We start from the raw sequence: 18,207 nt of genomic DNA, 5'->3' as shown, positions 1-18,207 counted from the left end.
TCGATACAAGGAAACCAACATGAAATTACAGCTTGCCCTGGACGAGTTAACCCTGCCTGAAGCGCTGGCATTTATTGATAAGGTGGTTGACGACGTTGATATTATTGAAGTGGGAACACCCTTCCTTATTCGGGAAGGCGTGAACGCGATTAAAGCCATTAAAGAAAAATATCCGCATAAGGAAGTACTGGCGGATGCGAAAATTATGGATGGCGGTCATTTTGAGTCGCGGCTGCTTTTCGACGCCGGGGCAGACTATGTCACGGTGTTAGGCGTCACCGATGTGCTAACAATCCAGTCCTGCATTCGCGCGGCAAAAGAGGCCGGAAAGCAGGTGGTGGTGGATATGATCTGCGTCGACGATCTGTCCGCGCGGGTCCGCCTGCTGGAAGAGGCAGGGGCGGATATGCTGGCGGTACACACTGGCACCGACCAGCAGGCGGCAGGGCGCAAGCCGATTGATGATTTGATAACGATGCTGAAGGTGCGCCGGAAAGCCCGGATTGCCGTGGCAGGCGGCATCAGCAGTCAGACGGTGAAGGACTATGCGCTGTTAGGCCCGGATGTGGTGATTGTGGGATCAGCGATCACGCATGCGGTGGATCCAGCTGTTGAGGCAAGGACGATTTCACAGGTGTTGTTGCAGCATCACTGAGATTAGCCGAAAAGGACGGCATCTGGCGCGGCTGTGTGCCAGATGTCGCAATAACCAACTATTGTCAGAAAAAGAATATGCCTTCAACGAGTTGGAAAGTGTTGGTTTTGGCTTCCAGCAAATATCCGTTCTGCTGTGATTGTCCATAGCTTCGTATCGAGATCGATCTCTTCCTGCCGAGTGCCAGAAGCCTCAGAAGGGCGCACAAGTGTCAGGAGCTGCCATTCAATCAGCCAACGAGTCGAAACTGAAAGATTAGACATGACTAGCGAACGCATCAGCTTCGGTAGTTCTTCCGGTCGCAGCGTTGGCATGTTTTGCTTTTTGATTTTTTCAAAAGGCATACCGACACCAGATGAAGGGCTGGTATCGATCAAACCGGTGTGAACTGTCTAAATCCTGATTTCGTTAACGTATACCAATTCTCTTTGGATTCAGGCGGATCTTCTCGGACATCCACGGACAAACAACAGACACAAAAAAGCCCGCGTAGCTTGCGCTAGCGGGCTTTCAGGACTTCGTATCTGGCTCTGGTAACCGTCAACAAAGAATTTTGGTGGAGCTGGCGGGAGTTGAACCCGCGTCCGAAATTACTACACCGTCGGTACTACATGCTTAGTCATATCTTTACATTCGCCGGGCAACTGCGGATAGACACGCCATTACCAAACTATCCTGATTAGTTTTAGTGCTTCAGCCCCAGGCAAGACATCCACACGAGCTCTTTTGGGTTTGACTTCTCTTGATCCCCGTCCTAAGAGCGGAGGCTAGGGAGAGAAGGCTCTAAGCAGGTTATTAAGCTGCTAGTGCGTAGTTTTCGTCGTTTGCGACTATTTTTTTGCGGCTTTTTACGAGGCCAACCGCCCCTCGGCATGCACCTTGGGTTTCGCAAATCCCGTCGAATCCAGAATCAGCCCCACAAGTGTTTTGTCAGTATAACAGAGATGTAGCGCCTGTTACCACCCCCATTCCTGTTAACGCTCGCGCAGCGCTTCTTTGGCGCGGTTGAACGGTTTGATCAGGTAATCGATGATGGTTTTTTGCCCCGTTTTAATGTCCACGGTGGCGACCATCCCCGGCGTGATGGAGAACTTGTGGCCCACTTTGTTGACCAGATAATCCTGATGGGTGCGGATAAATACCCGGTAGTAGACGATTTCCGGCTTGATTTTGTCCTGAATGGTGTCCGGCGAGATGGTTTCAACGATGCCCTCAAGCCCGCCGTAGATGGCGTAATCGTAGGCGGTAACCTTCACCAGCGCCCGCTGGCCCGGATGGATAAAGGCGATGTCGCGCGGGGAAAGTCGCGCTTCAATCAGCAGGTGGTCGTCGACGGGCACGATTTCCATCATTTCGCCGTTCGGCGGGATAACGCCGCCGATGGTGGTCACCTGGATGTTTTTCACAATGCCGCGCATCGGCGAACGCACGGTCATGCGGGATACGGAGTCCTCGCGGCCCTTAATAATGGCCGCAAGCATGTCTACTTCCGCGTTGGCTTTTGACAGCGCTTCGCGAGCCTGCACGTAATACTGCGAGCGCAGGTCGGTGATTTTCAGGCCCAGATCGCTTTTTTGCCGCTGCAGGCGCAGCACTTCCACGTGGCTTGCCGCGCCGCTTTTTACCAGCCGCTGGGTGATCGCCAGCTCTTTATTCACCGACACCAGCGCGTCTTGCAGCTCAGACTCGGAGTCAGTCAGCTGGGCGCGGCGCGTTTTGTAGAGCCGTGTCTCTGACATCAGTAAATCCGGCCAGGCCTTCAGCGAGTCCGGGAACTTCAGCGGCAGGTCGTTAACCTCCGCGTAAAGCCTGGCGCTGGAGGCCAGCGACGCGCGGTAGCGGGCGGCGCTTTCGCCGACGTTGGACTCCGAGCGGGTAGGGTCGAGGCGGGCGACGACTTGCCCGGCCTCCACTTTGTCGCCTTCGTGGACCAGCACTTCCGTCACGATGCCGCCGTCCAGCGACTGGAGCACCTGTTCGCGGGCGCTGGGGACGACTTTGCCGGTGCCGGTAGAGACTTCATCGAGCTTGCCGAACCAGGCCCAGACGCCGAAGAGGATAAACAGCAGCGTGCTGAGTAAGATTATGCGGCTCGCGCCGGAGTATTCGCTTTCGCGCTGGATGTCCGGATCGTCCATGGCGGCATCACGCTGACTGGTTTTCATTTTTCCACTCCCGTCCGGTTGCCTGTGCCGCGGCGCGGCTATTGCTCAGCGCCTGTGCTTTCGGTGCGTCCATCACCAGCTGTCCGTCCTTAATCACCAGTACACGCTCCACCAGTTCGAGCATCGGCACGCGGTGGGTGGCGACAATCAGCGTGCGGTTGCCCAGCCACTGCCCGAGCCGCTGGATAAACTCCCGCTCGGTGTGGTCGTCCAGCGATGCGGTCGGCTCGTCCAGCAGCACGATGTTGGGCGAGCGCAGCAGCATGCGGGCCAGCAAAATCGACTGACGCTGGCCGCCGGACAGCCCCGCGCCGCCCTCCATAATCGGATGGTCGAGGCCTTTTGGCAGCTGCTTCACGAAGCCGCCCGCGCCGCTGATGTCCAGCACTTCAAAGATGGATTCGTCGCTGGCGTGGGGCGCGCCGAGCGTCAGGTTCTCGCGCAGCGTGCCGTAAAACAGCCGGGCGTTCTGGCTCAGGAAACCGATGTTGCGCCGCAAATCCGCCATATCGATCTGCGTCATGCTCAGGTTGTCGAGGCGCACGTCGCCGCTCACCAGGTCGACGCCGCCCGCCAGCGCCTGCAGCAGGGTAGATTTCCCCGCGCCGTTGCGGCCCAGCACCGCTACCCGTTCGCCCTGCTGAATCTCCAGGCGGGTGATGCGCAGCGGAATGCGCTGGTCGTCGCTGTGGTAGCGGAACTGCGCGTTCTCAAAGAGATAGTGGCCGTGGAAGATATCCTGATGCACCAGGCTTTCGTCGCGCTGGGTTTCCACGGGCAGCTGCATGATGCTGTCCAGTCCCTGTTTAGCGGCCTTCACCTGCTGCCAGCGGGCCAGCACGCCGCACAGGTTTGCCATCGGGGCGATCATGCGGGAGGCGAGCATGGAGGCGGCGACCATCGCACCCGTCGTCATATCACCTTCAATGACCAGCGGCGCGCCGAACAGGATCACGGCGGCGTAGACCAGGCTCTGGATCGTCATTCCCCAGCTGATCAGCCCCTGGGTCAGCTGCCGGGTGCGCAGGCCGGACTCGGCGGTAATGCGGATGTAGCTGTTCCACTGCTGCAGGAAGCGGTTTTCCGCCTGCATTAATTTGATGTCCTCCAGCCCCTGCACGCTCTCCACCAGCACGGCGTTGCGCAGGGTGGCTTCATGGGCGGACTGGTTGGCGAGCATCGCCAGTTTCTTTTGCAGCAGCAGGCCGGGCAGCACCATCAGCACGGCGGCGACCGGGGCAATCCACGCCAGCTGCGGGGCGATCAGCGCCAGCACGATGATAAACAGAAAGAAGAAAGGGAGATCGACGATCGTCGAGATCGTCGACGAGGTGATCATCTCGCGGATCTGCTCCAGCTCGCGCAGCTGGGAGATAAAGCTGCCGGTGGAGCGGGGCACGGCGCTGTTGCGCAGCCGCAGGGCGTGGCTGAACACCCGGTCGGAGACTCGCATATCGGCCCGCTTGCCGAGCACGTCCATGATATGGCTGCGGGTCACGCGCAGCAGAAAGCCAAACGCCACGGCCAGCATCACGCCGGACGCCAGCACGTAGAGCGTCGGGTAGGACTGCGCGGGGATCACCCGGTCATACACCTGCATTGAAAACAGAATGCCCGCCAGCGACAGCACGTTGACCAGAAACGCGGCGAGCATCACCGGGCCATACGGCCCAAGATCCTGCATAACCAGCTCCTTCAGCCAGTCCGGGCTGAAGCGGGAAATGTAGGCATCCACGCGGCTGTCCTTCAGCGCCGAAAGGGGGCGCAGCGCCGCCACGAAGCCGATCTCGGGCAGGAGCTTGCTGAGCGCAACCCGGTTAAGCTGACGTTCGCCGCCGTCGATCAGGCAGATTTCAACGGTGTCTTCGCCGTCGAAATGCTCGATAACCACCAGATGCCCGTTGGTTAAATTCGCCACCACGGGCAGCCGCCACTGGGCGATGGCCTGCTGCGGCGTACTGAGCAGATGAAATGAAAGGCCGGCCTGGCGCGACAGCTGGGTCAGCGCCGAAAGCATGGCTTTATCTTTAAACCACGGCGCGTTGGCCTGAATGGTGCCGGGTGAGCAGACAACGCGGTAGTGGGCGGCAACGTGGCTGATGGCGTGCGCCCAGTTGCCCAGCGCCTGTTCAGAGAGATGTTCCTGCGCGGGAGGAGGCGTATGGCTCATGGCTGGATCTCCAGTGACTGGATGCTGCGGTGTTCCAGACCAAATGCGGTGCGCAATTTGCCGGTGTTATACAGGCAGTTGAGCTGCAGCTGATGGAGCTGGCTGAGGGTCTGCTGCTGGGCGAAGCGCGCCTGGAAGACTTCCTGTTCGGCGTTGAGCACGTCGAGCAGCGGGCGGGAACCCAGGTCGAGATACTGCTGCTGATAGAGTTCCCGGGTGCGGGCGCTTAACGCTTCCTGGCGCGCCAGCACCTGAATGGCCCCGGCGAGGCTGAGCGCCTGGCTGCGCGACTCCATCAGCTTCTGGCGTACATCAAGACGGGTGCGCTGTACGCCGGACTGGGCGGCTTCCACGGCGTGCGAGGCCGCGTTACGCCGGGCGGTCAGCCCGCCGCCCTGATAAATGGGCATTTCAACTTTCACAAACGCCGAGTATTGCGTGCGGTCCAGCACTTCGTGGCTGGCGTATTTGTCGTTCAGATAGTGCTGTACCTGCGGTTCGAGGGATATCGTCGGCGTCATCTGCGCGTTGGCATAGTCCAGATTGGCCTGCGCCACGTTGGCCTGCGCCCAGGAGGCCAGAACCGCGGGCACCAGGCGATCGTCCGGCTGGGCGACCTCACAGCTGTTGCCAAGCTTGTTCGGGAATTCGGTGCTGATGCCGTTGAGGTTGTTCCAGCCCAGCCAGCTCATTAGGGTCGCCTGGGCGCTCTCCAGGCTGGACTGGTACTGAATCAGCTGCGAGCGGGCGGATTCGATGCGGGCGTTGGTCTGCACTACGTCCGACATGGACGTCGCGCCCTCGTCGTTACGCTGCTGGGTCAGGGTGCCGATTTTGCTCAGCGCGTCGAGCTGGTCTTTGGCGATGTCCACCATCTGCTGGTACATCTGCACCTGCACCATGGCGATGGCGGTGTCGTGCCCGACGTTATCAATGCTGACCAGCACGTTGGCCTGCTCCTGCGCCACGCCCGCGTTTTCGGCCCGCACCTGGCTCGAAACCTTGCCGAAGTCATAGAGCATCTGGGAAAGGGAAAGCACCAGCGACGGGCTGAAGCCGCTGTCCGTGTAGGTGTTGCTGTAGCCGTTGTTCACCCCCGCGCTTATCTGCGGATAGTATTTAGATTTTGCGACGTTGACCTGTTCGGACTGGCCGTACAGTTTGCCGATGGCCTCGCGAATGGCCGGGTGCCAGGTCACCGCCCGGTTTACCGCATCGTTAAGCGTTAGCGTGCCGGGCGCGGGTGCGTCCAGCGGCAGCGTGGTTGAACCGTCCAGCGCCGGGAGTTCCTGCCGTTCGGCAAGGCCCTGGCTGGTAATAATTTGTGGAGTGTCATCGGCATACGCCTGGGTTACACACAGGCCGCACGCCAGCCAGAAAGCAACAGGCTGAAATTTTCCCATAGTTTGTCCCTAATAAATGTCACTACGTTTCTTATTTCCCCGGGCGTCTTTGCACCCGGGGATTTTACTGGCTTAACTCAGGTCACAATGTGGTTCTGCTGCACCAGCTCATCGAGCGTGGTGTGGACGTTCTCCAGGGTTACAAGCGTGGTTAGATTGTGGGTTGTTCCCGTACCGTCACGGTCGATGGAGATCACCGTGTTATTGCCGCTGGTGGTGACGTTCAGGTAGTTGCCGATGTTGGAGGTGGCAGGGTTCCAGCCCTGCAGCAGGTCGTGGATATCGATCTTATCCCCCTGCGCCAGGCTGAAGTTTTTCCAGGTATCCGCGCCGTTGCCGCCCGTGGCGCTGGTGGCGTTGAGCAGGTCGTACACCAGCGTATCGCCATACACCGAGCCGTTGATCACGTCGCCCTGGCTGGTGCTGACGAACTGCGGGTTCATGTTGATGGTTAACGTGGCGCTGTCCGAATGGCCGTTCTGGTCGTTCAGGGTGTAGTTGAACGTCTCCTTAGTGGTGATGGCCGCAGGTGAAACCCCGCTGTTCAGCGTGTAGGTATAGGCACCGTCAACGCCGATTTGCAGCGTGCCGTAATGTCCCTGAATGGTCGCGCTGGTGTCGGCGCTGTTGACCGGGTTCAGCGTGGCGGTGCTGCCGTTGTAGCCGGTGATGGTCAGCAGGGTATGGACGGTGCCAAGCTGGTCTACCGCGCCTGCGGTGTCCGTTCCGTCATACAGGTTGCCATGTACGGTGTGGCCCGCGAGGGTCGAATAGCTGTCGAGATCCAGCGTGGTGCCGGTCACCGATGGCGTGACTGTGATCCGCCCAACGCCAAGTGGGCCCATGTTGCCGGTATAGTTCAGGGTGTAGGTGCCAGCCTGGAGATCCGTGCCGCTCAGATCGACATTCGCCACGCCGCCCAGTAAAAGCCCGCCGTTAAACGAACCGGTTTTCACCACCCCTGACGGGCCGGTCAACGTCCAGCTAACCGACAATCCTCCTAGGGACAGCAGGGACGCGACGCTGAAATGCAGCACCGGGTTGTGGAGCACTGCGTTGCTGTCGACGACAAATGTGCCGCTGCCGCTGCCGGAGGTGGATGACAGAAGGGCGGCGTTCCATGATGCCGTTCCGACGGTCGTATCCGAGTAGGCCGCAGTGTCCTGTGCGGTGCTGACCGCCATCAGCGCGCTGGTGTCATCAATGGCGTCAACGGTTCGCGGCGTTGCCGTCACGTTCAGCGATGCGGTGCCGGTATCGCCGTTCGGCGCGGTGACCGTGTAGACGAAGCTGTCCGGCGTTTTGATGCTGTCTGCCCCTACGCCCGCGTTCAGCTTGTAGGTGTAGTTGCCGTTAGCATCGATGGTCAGCGTGCCGTATTCCCCGTTAATGGTTGTGGTGCCGCTGCTGGCTACGGAGACGCCGTTAACCTGGGTGACGTGGCTGTCGGTCGGTGCAATGTCATCGCTGAGCACGTTGCCCGTCGTAGTGGCGCTGACGCTTTCTACGGCGTAGGTGTGATCCTGCAGAATGTTCAGCGTGTAGCCCGTCAGCACGGTGACGCCGCTGGCGTTATTGAGCAGGAAGAGGTACTCCCCGCCCGGCAGCGTCAGGGTGAGCTGCGCGGACTGCCCGCCCAGCAGCGGCGCGGTCAGCCAGGTTTTCTCCACCTTATATTGCTCGAACTGCTGGGTTGTATCGTTGAATTTGTAGATATAAAGGTCAAAGGTCGACAGCAGCGCCACCCCGCCCACGCTCGCCTGCAATGTCAGGGTGCGCGTTGAACCTTCATCCACGTCGAAGATTATCGGGTTGGCCATGTTGGCCAGCACGTTCAGGCTCAGCACGTTGCCCAGCCCGACGCCAACCACCGAGAAGCCGCTCTGGGAAGAAGGCCCGTGGTTGACCGCTTCAACATCGGTGCTGTAGGTCAGCGCCGCCGTGTTATCCGTAGGCGTCACGGTGCTGGCAGGCAGCGGGTTGCCGAGCGTGACCACCAGCTGAGCCGAGTCGCTCACGCCGTTGTGGGTGATGGTGTAGGTGAAGTTCTCAGTGCGGCCAATGACCGACGGCGATGTGCTGGTCAGCGTGTAGGTGTAGCTGCCGTCCTGATTAATGTGCAGAACGCCATACTGCCCCTGAATATCTACCCCGCCAGCGCCGACCGGCGTACTGACTCCCATCGCGTTGGCGACCGAGGTGACGACCGTTCCGGCCGGGGCGTTATCCTGCCCGCCGTTCGGATCCACATCGGTGATCACGTTGCCCGGTACGGTTGTGGTGCCTGCGAGCGTGCCCGGGCTGGAGTTAAGCAAGGTGACGTCGAGGCTGGTCAGCGAACCTGTTGCCAGCAGGCTGGTGTTGTAGCTCAGCACCCGGTAGGTGCCGCCGCTCAGCCCGGCGATGTTCATGGTGACGCCGCTCGCCCCGAGGGTCAGCAGGTTGGCAAACTGCGGCGCCGAGGAGTCGATAATCGTGCTCCAGGTGCCGGTCGCCGAGTCGTATTTCTGAATCGCAATTTCCAGCGTGTTCAGCAATGAGAGCACTACGCCGGTTGCGGCTGCGTCAATGGTGACCGCGCCGCTGCCGCCCTCGGCGATGGTGAAGCCGACCTGCGCGGTGTCATTCCCCAGTACCGAAGCCGTATCCCCCAGCGCGCCTACCAGCAGCACGCCGTAATCGCTGTAATGCTCGGTGGTGACGGTGGAGGTGGTGGTTAACGCCAGATCGACCACGTTGCTGTCCGCCGCCAGCGGCAGCGTAGGCGCGTTAATGTTCAGTGAGGAGCCGGTGTTCCCCGCCGCGTCCGTCGCGTTGACCGAAAGCTGCTGTCCTTCAATCTGGCGCACCGGCAGCGTGGCGCTGTAGTTCCCGCTGGCGTTCGCCGTGGCGGTCACCGTTCCTCCGCCTGGCAGAGAGATGGTCACCGTGCTGTTGGCTTCCGCTATCCCGCTGACCGTTGAGCCATCCGCGCTGACAACCGCAGTCGGGATTGCTGGCGGCGTAATATCAACAATCACCGTTGCGGCAGAAGAGAAGTTGCCCGTGCCGTTGGCGTTGGTCGCCGTGGCGGTAAAGGCGTGGGAGCCTTCGCCGAGCGCGCCGGTTGGCGTGAAGCTCCAGCTACCGCTGCCGCTGGCGCTGGTCGTGCCCATCAGCACGCCGTTGTTGTAGACGTTAACGGTCGCTCCGGCCTCGGCCGTCCCGTTGATGGTCGGCGTGGTGTCGTTGGTGCTCAGCCCGTTCGCCACGGTGCCAACCTGCGGATTAGTGTCATCCACAATGCTGGAGATAAGCGGCACTCCCGGCACGCCGGTGAACGGCGCGCTAAAGCCTGCGGAGACCCCAAGGTTCCCGGCCACATCCGTTGCAAAGGCCAATAGCGGCTGGGCGCTGGTCTGGGCTGGGGAAATGGCGATGGTGAACGTACCCGTACCGTCCGCCGTTGCCGTACCCAGAACGGTCCCGGTTGCGCTGGTGATGGTGACGGTGCTGCCCGCTTCGGCAGTCCCCGTGACGCTGGTCCCCGTGGCGTTAACCGTGATACCCGTTGGTGCGCCCGGCGCTACGGTATCCACCACAATCGCCGCAGGCAGGCTGGTGGCGCTGGTGTTACCCGCCGGGTCCGTTGCGGTGACGGTAAAGGTGTGGTTGCCCTGAGCGAGCGGGGCGTCTGGAGTATAGGTCCAGCTGCCGCTGCCGTTCGCCGTGACGGTGGTGAGAAGCAGGCCATTGTCGTAGATGCTGACCGTCGCGCCCGCTTCCGCCGTGCCGTTAAGGGTTGGCTGCGCGTCGTTTGTTGGCAGGTTGCCAACTGCGCCAACGTTAGGCCCGACATCATCAACAATCGAAGAAATGGCCGGGGTAACCGGCACGGTGGCATCGACCACCAGGGTGAAACCTGCCGTTGCGGCGCTGGCGTTCCCGGCTGCATCCGTGGCGATGGCTGTCAGCGTGTGGGATCCTGCCGTCAGCGGCGTGGTTGGGGTAAATGTCCAGGCACCGTTAACCACGGTTGTGGTGCCGAGCAGGGTGCTGCCATCGTAAACGGAGATGGTGCTGCCCGTTTCGCCGGTACCGTTCAGGGTAGGGCGCGTATCGTTGGTCGCCTGCCCGTTGGTGAGCGGTCCGTTAAATACGCCGCCCGCCACGTCGTCCACAACCGTGACCAGCACCGGCAGGGTTGGCGCAACGCTGTCGATAACCAGGCTGAAATTACCTGAAATGGCCCCTACGTTGCCCGCCGCGTCCGTGGAGGTCGCGGTGAAGGTGTGGCTTCCTTCGCCCAGCGCGCTGGCTGGTACAAAGGTCCATGCGCCTGCACCATTGGTGGTCGTGGTGCCCAGCAGGCTACCGTTATCGTAAAGGGTGACCGTAGTGTTCGCTTCCGCCGTCCCGCTCAGGAGCGGCTGTTTGTCATTGGTGGTCTGGCCGCTGACCAGCGGACCGGTGCCCGGCTCGGCGTCGTCAAACGCCTGGATGACCACCGGCGAGGTAGGTGCCTGGGTATCAATAATAATCGTGAACGGGCCGGTGGCCGGACTGACGTTGCCCGCCACGTCGGTAGACGTTGCCGTAAAGATGTGGCTGCCGTTGCCGAGGGCGGTGCCGGGCGTGAATGTCCAGGCCCCCGTGCCGTCCGCAGGCGCGGTGCCAATCAGCGTTCCGTTGTCGTAAATGTTAACCGTGGCGTTGGCTTCCGCCGTGCCGGTGAGTTTCGGCGTGGCGTCGTCCGTGGTCTGGCCGCTTGTCAGATTGCCAACGGCGGTGCCCGCGTCATCCGCTACCGTGGTTATCGTCGGCGCGACCGGTGCGGCGATATCCACCACCAGGTTAAACCCGGCGGAAGGTGCGCTGACGTTGCCGGCAGAATCCGTGGCGGTGACGGTCAGGCTGTGCGAACCGCTGGCGATGGCGGCGGCTGGCGTAAAGCTCCAGGTTCCGCCCGCGCCGACTGTGGTAGTTCCGATGGCGGTGCCATCGTTATACACGGTAATTGTTGCACCGACTTCGCCCGTCCCGGTCAGCGCCGGACGAGTTTCGTTGGTGGCGATGCCGCTGGTGACCGGCCCGGTGGACGGCGCGGTGTTGTCGGTAACCGTCACGATGGCCGGTGGCGTTGGCGCCAGCGAGTCCACCACAATTGAGAAGGCAGAAGATGGATTACTGGTGTTCCCAGCGGCATCGGTGGCGGTGACGTTCAGGCTATGGCTGCCCTGGCCGAGCGGAGCGGTTGGCGTAAATGACCAGTTCCCGCTGCCATCCGCCGTGGTGGTGCCGATAACGTTTGTGCCCTCGCGAACGGTCACAATGGCGTTGGCTTCGCTGGTGCCGTTCAGCGTCGGCAGGGTGTCTTTGGTGAGCTGCCCGTTAATCAGCGGCGTGTCGGTGCCGATCGTCGTCTGGTCATCAATGACCGTAGTGATTGTTGGTACAACAGGCGCTGCGGTATCGACCACGACGTTAAATGCTTCTGACGCCGGACCAACGTTGCCTGCGGTATCGGTAGCCGTCAGCGTCAGACTGTGGCTGCCCTCGGTAAGCGGCGTGGTCGGCGTAAAGCTCCAGCTCCCCGTGTCGTCGACGTTAACCGTGCCGATTACTGCACCGTTATCGCGGACGGTCAGCGTGGTGTTCGGCTCCGCGCTGCCGGTCAGGGTTGGCGTGGTGTCGTTGGTCGGCTGGCCTGAGACTACCGGGCCAGGCGCGCCAACGTTTTCGCTTGCTCCTGTAACGACCGGCGCGGCTGGGAGGGTGGTATCTACATTCACCACGAACCCGGCGGAAGAGGCGATTGTGTTTCCTGCGGCGTCAGTGGAGGTTACCGTCAGGGTATGTTGCCCATCAAGAAGGTCGGCACCAGGAATTAAGCTCCAGGAGCCTGTCGGGCCAACAACAACGCTGCCGATGGAGACGCCGTCGCTGAGCACATTAATAGTCGAGCCAATCTCGCCGGTACCGGAGATTGTCGGGCGCGGGTCGTTAGTGGCATCACCGCTGGCCAGCAGGTCGGTTCCCGGCGTCACGTCGTCAGTTACTGAGGTAATTGCCGGAATGGCTGGCGCAGTGGTATCTACGACGATGGTGAACTGCGGCGACTGGCCGCTGGTCAGGAAATCCGTTGTCGTCTGGCTGACGGCAAAGGTGTGCGTCCCCTGGGCGAGCGCTTGTGTGAACTGGTAGTTCCAGTTGCCGAGGTTATCCGCTTCCACCGTGGTGAATAACACACCATCCACATAGATATTAACGATGGCGTTAACCGCCGCACCCGATCCGGTTAGCGTTGGCAGGGTATCGTCGGTAGAGTTGCCGTTGGCGAGATTACCCACTACGGTGCCAGCATCGTCCGCCACGGTGTTGATCACCGGCGGCTGAGGGAGGCCGGAGGTCACGGCAGTAAACCCAGCTTCCCCGCTTTGGTTACCCGCCGTGTCCTGAGCGGTTGCCGTTAACGCTCCGCCGGTGGTTTGCGCCGGGAAGATAGTTACCGTCCAGTTACCGGTAGCGCCTGGCCCCGGTGTTCCATCGGTGACGGCGCTGCCTAATATATTCCCCTGGGCATCTTTGATAATTACCGTGCTTCCGGCTTCCGCCGTGCCGCTAATCAAGGTTCCGGTAGGATCAGTCGGAGCCGTAACAACTGGGGCATCCGGCGGCGTGTTATCCACGGTGATACTGATGGCTTCCGCTGGCGCAATGACCTTGCCAGCCGCATTGGTTGCACCCAGTTTCAGCGTATGCTCGCCGTCTGCGAGCGTTGAAGTAGTAATTGTCCAGGTGCCATCCGCACCGACCACAGCGCTGCCCAACGCGGTAGTCCCGTCGTTTTCATAAACGGTAACGGTACTGCCCACGGTGCCGGTGCCGCTCAGGGTTGGCGTGGTGTCGTTGGTGGCGCTACCGTCGAGCAGTTGAATCGGTGCGGCTGGCACATCGTCATCAACCGCTCCGTTCAGAACCGGTGCGTCCAGCGGCGTGGTATTAACGGTGAGATCGAATGTATTGGATACCGGGCTGACGTTGCCCGCCGGATCTGTGGCCGTTGCGGTCAGGCTGTAGACGCCATCAGGCAGAGGTGTAGCTGGGGTTATAGTCCATACGCCGCCCGTGCCAACGACCGCCGTGCCGATAACAGCTGTGCCGTTATACAGCGTAATGGTTTCGCCTTCGTTACCCGTCCCCTGGAAAGCGGGAAGGTTGTCATCGGTAGTGCTGCCGCTAATCTGGTTACCGGTGAGATCGCCAACATCATCGTTTGCGAACGTAATTTCTGGCGTATCAGGCAGCTTCGTATCCACATCGAAACTGACCGTAGCAGATGGCTGGCTAATGTTACCTGCCGGGTCCGTCGCAACCGCGGTGATGTTATAGATGCCTTCCGGCAGCGGCGTGGCAGGCGTTACGCTCCATGTGCCATCGGCACGAACCGTCGCGCTGCCCAGCTCTGTCGTACCGTTGTTGTAGATCGTGATGGTATCGCCAGCCGTGCCACCCGTTCCTGTAAAGGTTGGCGTGGTGTCGTTGGTATCTCCATCCGGGGCGACGATGCCCAGACCTGGCGCCTGGTCATCATTGATGACCGGGGCTTGTGGCGCGACAGGCGCCACGTTGTCGACCGTCAGCGTAAAGCCTGCGGAAGGCACACCGGCGTTGCCTGCAACATCCGTTGCGACAGCGGTCAGCGTGTGTGTGCCCTGTCCCAGAGCCGGTGCTGGCGTGAGGGACCATGTGCCGTCACCCAGCACGGTAGTGGTGCCTAATGAGACGCCATTCTCAAAGATCTCAATTTTCGCGCCCGCTTCGCCTTTCCCGGAGAGAAGCGGATCGCCGCTTTGCGTGCTGCCACCGTTGGTAATATCGGCAGGCGTACCGGCGACATCCCCCTGCGCCAAAAGGATTTGCGGTGCGCCAGGAGGTGTGGTGTCCACGGTCAGGGTAAAGCCTGCTGCCGGGCTGGCGTTACCGGCTGCGTCAGAGGCGATGGCGGTGAGCGAGTGCGCCCCTTCGCTTAACGGCTGCGCGGGGGTAATCGTCCAGTTGCCGCTGCCGTCTACGGTTGCGGTGCCGATGGCCGTTGTGCCTTCATACAGCGTAATGGTGGAACCAATAGCCCCCGTGCCGTTGAACTGCGGCTGGGTATCATCGGTTACCGCGCCGCTGAGCAGCGGGGTTGTCACCGAGCCTGCGTTATCGAACGCGTTGGTAAACGCAGGCGTTGCCGGAATGCCGGTGTCGATGGTAACGGTGTAAACGTCGGAACGAGGCGTGGTGTTACCAGCCCCATCCGCAGCGGTGACCGTGAAGCTGTGTAGGCCATCCGCCCTGTTCGCCGTGGTGTAGGTCCAGGTTCCCGAGTCGCCCACTGTCAGGGTAGTCAGCAGCGTATCGCCATCGTAAATGCTTACAAAGGTGTTTGGTTCGCCCGTACCGCTAAGGGTTGGCGTTGGATCGTTGCTGACGCCGTTATTAGCAACGGTGCCCGTGAGGGTTCCCACGTCGTCGCTGATCTGCGTGATCGTTGCCGCGAGCGGCCTTACGGTATCCACGACGAAGCTGAATGTCGCCGCCGGGCTGGTATTGCCTGCGGCATCGGAAGCCGTCACGGTCAGATTATGCAGGCCCTGGCCCAGCGCGGCGTCTGGGGTAAAGCTCCAGGCGCCCGTGCCGTCGATGACAATGCTGGTGAGCAGCGTGCCGTTGTCATAGATGTTGACGGTTGAGCCAACGTCCGCGGTGCCGGTGATCTGGGGCGTGTCGTCATTGGTCGGCTGCCCGCTGATGACGTTGCCGGTGACGGCATCCACGTTATCAATAACGGCTGAAATAACCGGCGTGCCGGGTGCGGTGAGGTCCGGGGCGGTCGCTTCGGCTGCCGGGCCGGTATTGCCCGCCTTGTCGGTTGCCGTCACGTCCAGCGTTTCGCCGTTGGTCTGCGGCGGGTTGACAGGTACGCTGAAGCTGCCGTCATCGTTGGCCTTGCCTGTACCGATGGTGGTTCCATCATCGTCTTTAATCGTGACGGTGCTGCCCGCTTCGGCGGTGCCCGTCACCGTTGTACCGTCATCGGAAACAGCGACGCCCGTCGGCGCTTGCGGAAGGGTGGAATCCTGGGCGACGACGTTGCCGTCCGGGCCGGTGTTCCCCGAGCCGTCTGTCGCATTAACGGTAAGTACCTCACCGTTAGTCTGGGCAGGATCCAGCGGCGAGATATCAAAAGCGCCGGTGACAGGATCGGCCTGGCCGGTAGCCAGAACGGTGTTGTCAGCACCCTTGATGATAACCGTGCTGCCCGGCTCTGCGGTGCCGGTAACGTGAAGGCCGTCAGGCGACACGGCCAGGCCGGTTGGTGCTGCTGGCGGTGTGTTGTCCAGCGCGTTGAAATCTGTCGCGCCGCTGGCGTTACCTGCCTTGTCAGTTGCGGTGGCCGTGAGCGCTTCGCCGTTGGTCTGCGCCGGTGAAATCGTCACGCTAAAATTACCGCTACCGTCGGCGGTGGCGGTGCCGATCGTGTCGCCGCCAGCGTTTTTAATCGCGACCTGGCTGCCCGCCTCGGCTGTTCCGGTCACCGTTAAACCATCTACGGAAACCGCCTGCACCACCGGATCGGCAGGGGCTGCCGTGTCAACGCTCAGCGTGAAGGACGAAGATGTGCCGCTGGTGCCTTTGTCGTTTGTCGCGTTGAAGGTGAGGTTGTAGGTGCCGTCTGCCAGGGCGGGGTCTGGCGTGAATGTCCAGTTTCCAGACCCGTTAACGAGAGCCGTGCCAATACTGACGCCGTTGTTTAAAATAGTGACCGTGCTGCCGGCTTCTGCGGTACCGACCAGGGTCGGCGTTGAGTCATCCGTCGCGCTGCCGCTGCTTAAGGCTCCGGTGGTGCTGCCAGCATCGTCAGTGACAGAACCGAGAACGGGGACGGGTGGGAAGCCGGAATTGGAGGCCGTGAAATCAGCCGTTGGCCCATTGTTGCCAGCGCTGTCCTGCACCGCAATGGTCAGCTGCTCGCCGTGTGTCTGAGCGGGAGTGAGCGTGACGCTAAAAGCACCGTTGGCACCAGTGATGCCGGATCCTATAACAACATTGTTTGCGCCCAGAATCGTAATGTTGCTGTTGGGCTCAGCCGTACCGCCGACGATAGTCCCGTCCTGGCTGACTTCGTTGACGATGGCTGCCGCAGGCGGTGTGGTGTCGATGGTTAAAGCGGGAACAGTGGTAGACTCGCTAACGTTACCTGCCGGGTCGGTCTGCTGCAGCGTTAAGTTATGCGTTCCATCATTTAGCGGCAGGTCCGGGGTCAGACTCCATCTACCGTCTTCACCTACCGTTGCCTCACCAATCTTCACTCCGTTTTCCAGAAGCGTAATGGTGCTTCCGGCCTCGCCGGTTCCGCTGAATGTTGGCTGGGCATCGTCCGTCGGGCCGGTTACCGGGCCAGTGAGCGTGCCCGTGTTGTCAATAATCTGATCGAGCAGCGGGGCCGTCGGGGCCACGGTATCGATTATCACCGTGAAGCTGGCCGATTCGCCACTGTCGCCCTTGAGATTGGTGGCGGTGGCGGTGAATGCGTGTGTGCCGTCCGCCAGTTCAGTCCCCGGCGTAAAGCTCCAGTTACCGTTGGCATCGGCGACGGTGGTCCCGATTTCAATGCCATTGTCGTAAATATGAATAACTGAATTCGCAAGCCCGGCGCCTTGTATCGTCGGCGTTTTATCGTTGGTTGATTCACCGTTCAGCACGACGCCGGTGACCGGATCCGCATCATCGAAAACGCCGGTTAAAATGGGTTCAAGCGGATCGGGAATCAGCGGTGCGGTGACCGTACCTGATGGGCCGGTATTGCCTGCCGGATCTGTAGCGCTAACGTCCAGCGTTTCGCCGCTGATTTGCGGCGTGGTAACCGGAATGGTAAAGCTGCCGTCGCTGCCAGCTGTACCTGTCCCGATAACGTTTCCACTGCCATCTTTTATCGTGACCGTACTGCCCGGCTCAGCGGTACCGGACACGGATTTTCCGTCACCCGATACGGCTAAATTCGTTGGTGCCGTAGGTGGCGTGGTGTCAGCGGTTATGCCGCCGCCGGGATTTGAGGTTCCGGGTTCGCCACCGTTGTCGCCGCCCGTCCCGCCGTTATTGCCGCCGTCGTTACCGCCGTTACCCCCGTTGTTGCCCCCGTTCCCACCATCATTACCGCCATTGCCGCCATTGTTTGAATCGTCACTGCCACCACCTCCGCCGCCTCCGCTACCGGCGGCAATGCCAATACCCGCAGCAACGGCTACGCCGCCCAGCACCCACGGCCAGATAGCACCACCCTCAGAGTTCGCGCCCGTGGCGGCCATCAGTTCATCAATGTTGGCAATGGATTCGAAATGGAAGCCCCCCGAGGTGTCCTGCACCCACCACAGCGCACCGTTACTGTCTTCCAGCACCAGCTGGTTACCGCCCTGATCGGCATACGCATAGAAGTTTTTTACGGTGATGACTTCGCCGTCACGCAGCGTAACTATCATGTCCTGGCTGGAGCGAACAATGCTGGCGATATCGGCGCGTTCGGCCTTAAGCTCGACAATCGACGGCGCATTCAGCGTAATTTCCGAGGCTTCAACGTTATTTGATACGCCGGTTAATTTTGATATGACGGATATTGATCGCATTGTTATCACTCCATTCGGGATGAGCGTGGGTGTAGTCTTAAACGGAACTTAAGTAAAGAAACCTTCCCGGGATAAACATCAGTTAAATTAAGCGCGCACGATCCCTGCCAGCAAAAAATGGTGGCTTGCAGGGGGAATAAATATAGGTTTTCTTTGGTACGGC

Annotated in this window: 5 protein-coding genes, 1 other RNA gene and 1 pseudogene; 1 reads left to right on the top strand and 6 read right to left on the bottom strand. The window is 60.7% G+C overall.

Annotation, left to right across the window (positions count from 1 at the left end; translation table 11 throughout):
• Positions 1–19: 19 nt before the first annotated feature.
• Positions 20–655 carry a 3-hexulose-6-phosphate synthase gene (gene hxlA, locus AAE045_RS00160; protein WP_455545971.1) on the top strand — a complete coding sequence of 212 codons (636 nt, stop codon included), beginning with the start codon at positions 20–22 and terminating at the stop codon, positions 653–655.
• A 116-nt stretch (positions 656–771) separates the two neighbouring features.
• On the opposite strand, the pseudogene AAE045_RS00155 reads toward hxlA, so the two are convergent.
• The 6 genes and pseudogenes from AAE045_RS00155 to AAE045_RS00130 all read right to left on the bottom strand — a co-directional run.
• Positions 772–1,068: pseudogene (locus tag AAE045_RS00155) on the bottom strand (integrase); the annotation flags it as partial.
• A 141-nt stretch (positions 1,069–1,209) separates the two neighbouring features.
• Positions 1,210–1,573, bottom strand: a transfer-messenger RNA (tmRNA) gene (gene ssrA, locus AAE045_RS00150).
• Between the two features lie 56 nt (positions 1,574–1,629).
• Positions 1,630–2,793 carry an HlyD family type I secretion periplasmic adaptor subunit gene (locus AAE045_RS00145; RefSeq protein ID WP_455546559.1) on the bottom strand — a complete coding sequence of 388 codons (1,164 nt, stop codon included), beginning with the start codon at positions 2,791–2,793 and terminating at the stop codon, positions 1,630–1,632.
• A gap of 7 nt (positions 2,794–2,800) precedes the next feature.
• Positions 2,801–4,990 (bottom strand): type I secretion system permease/ATPase, encoded by a 2,190-nt coding sequence (locus AAE045_RS00140; protein ID WP_455545970.1) that lies wholly within the window; start codon positions 4,988–4,990, stop codon positions 2,801–2,803.
• On the bottom strand, positions 4,987–6,393 hold the full coding sequence (locus AAE045_RS00135; protein WP_455545969.1) for a TolC family outer membrane protein: 1,407 nt from the start codon (positions 6,391–6,393) through the stop codon (positions 4,987–4,989). Before AAE045_RS00135 ends, AAE045_RS00140 begins: the two co-directional genes overlap by 4 nt.
• A 77-nt stretch (positions 6,394–6,470) precedes the next feature.
• Positions 6,471–18,044, bottom strand: coding sequence for a BapA/Bap/LapF family large adhesin (locus AAE045_RS00130; protein WP_455545968.1), 11,574 nt, complete (start codon positions 18,042–18,044; stop codon positions 6,471–6,473).
• Positions 18,045–18,207: the final 163 nt, after the last annotated feature.

Origin of the sequence: Dryocola clanedunensis, from assembly GCF_038405435.1 — a bacterium.
Classification (GTDB): domain Bacteria; phylum Pseudomonadota; class Gammaproteobacteria; order Enterobacterales; family Enterobacteriaceae; genus Dryocola; species Dryocola clanedunensis_A.
Note: the sequence above shows the minus strand (reverse complement) of the source record. Positions and strands in the feature narration are given on the sequence as shown.

What these genes read in the sequence shown, in the direction of transcription:
- hxlA (WP_455545971.1), top strand. Translation starts at nt 20, where the DNA reads ATGAAATTACAGCTTGCCCTGGACGAGTTAACCCTGCCTGAAGCGCTG.
- AAE045_RS00145 (WP_455546559.1), bottom strand. Translation starts at nt 2,793, where the DNA reads ATGGACGATCCGGACATCCAGCGCGAAAGCGAATACTCCGGCGCGAGC.
- AAE045_RS00140 (WP_455545970.1), bottom strand. Translation starts at nt 4,990, where the DNA reads ATGAGCCATACGCCTCCTCCCGCGCAGGAACATCTCTCTGAACAGGCG.
- AAE045_RS00135 (WP_455545969.1), bottom strand. Translation starts at nt 6,393, where the DNA reads ATGGGAAAATTTCAGCCTGTTGCTTTCTGGCTGGCGTGCGGCCTGTGT.
- AAE045_RS00130 (WP_455545968.1), bottom strand. Translation starts at nt 18,044, where the DNA reads ATGCGATCAATATCCGTCATATCAAAATTAACCGGCGTATCAAATAAC.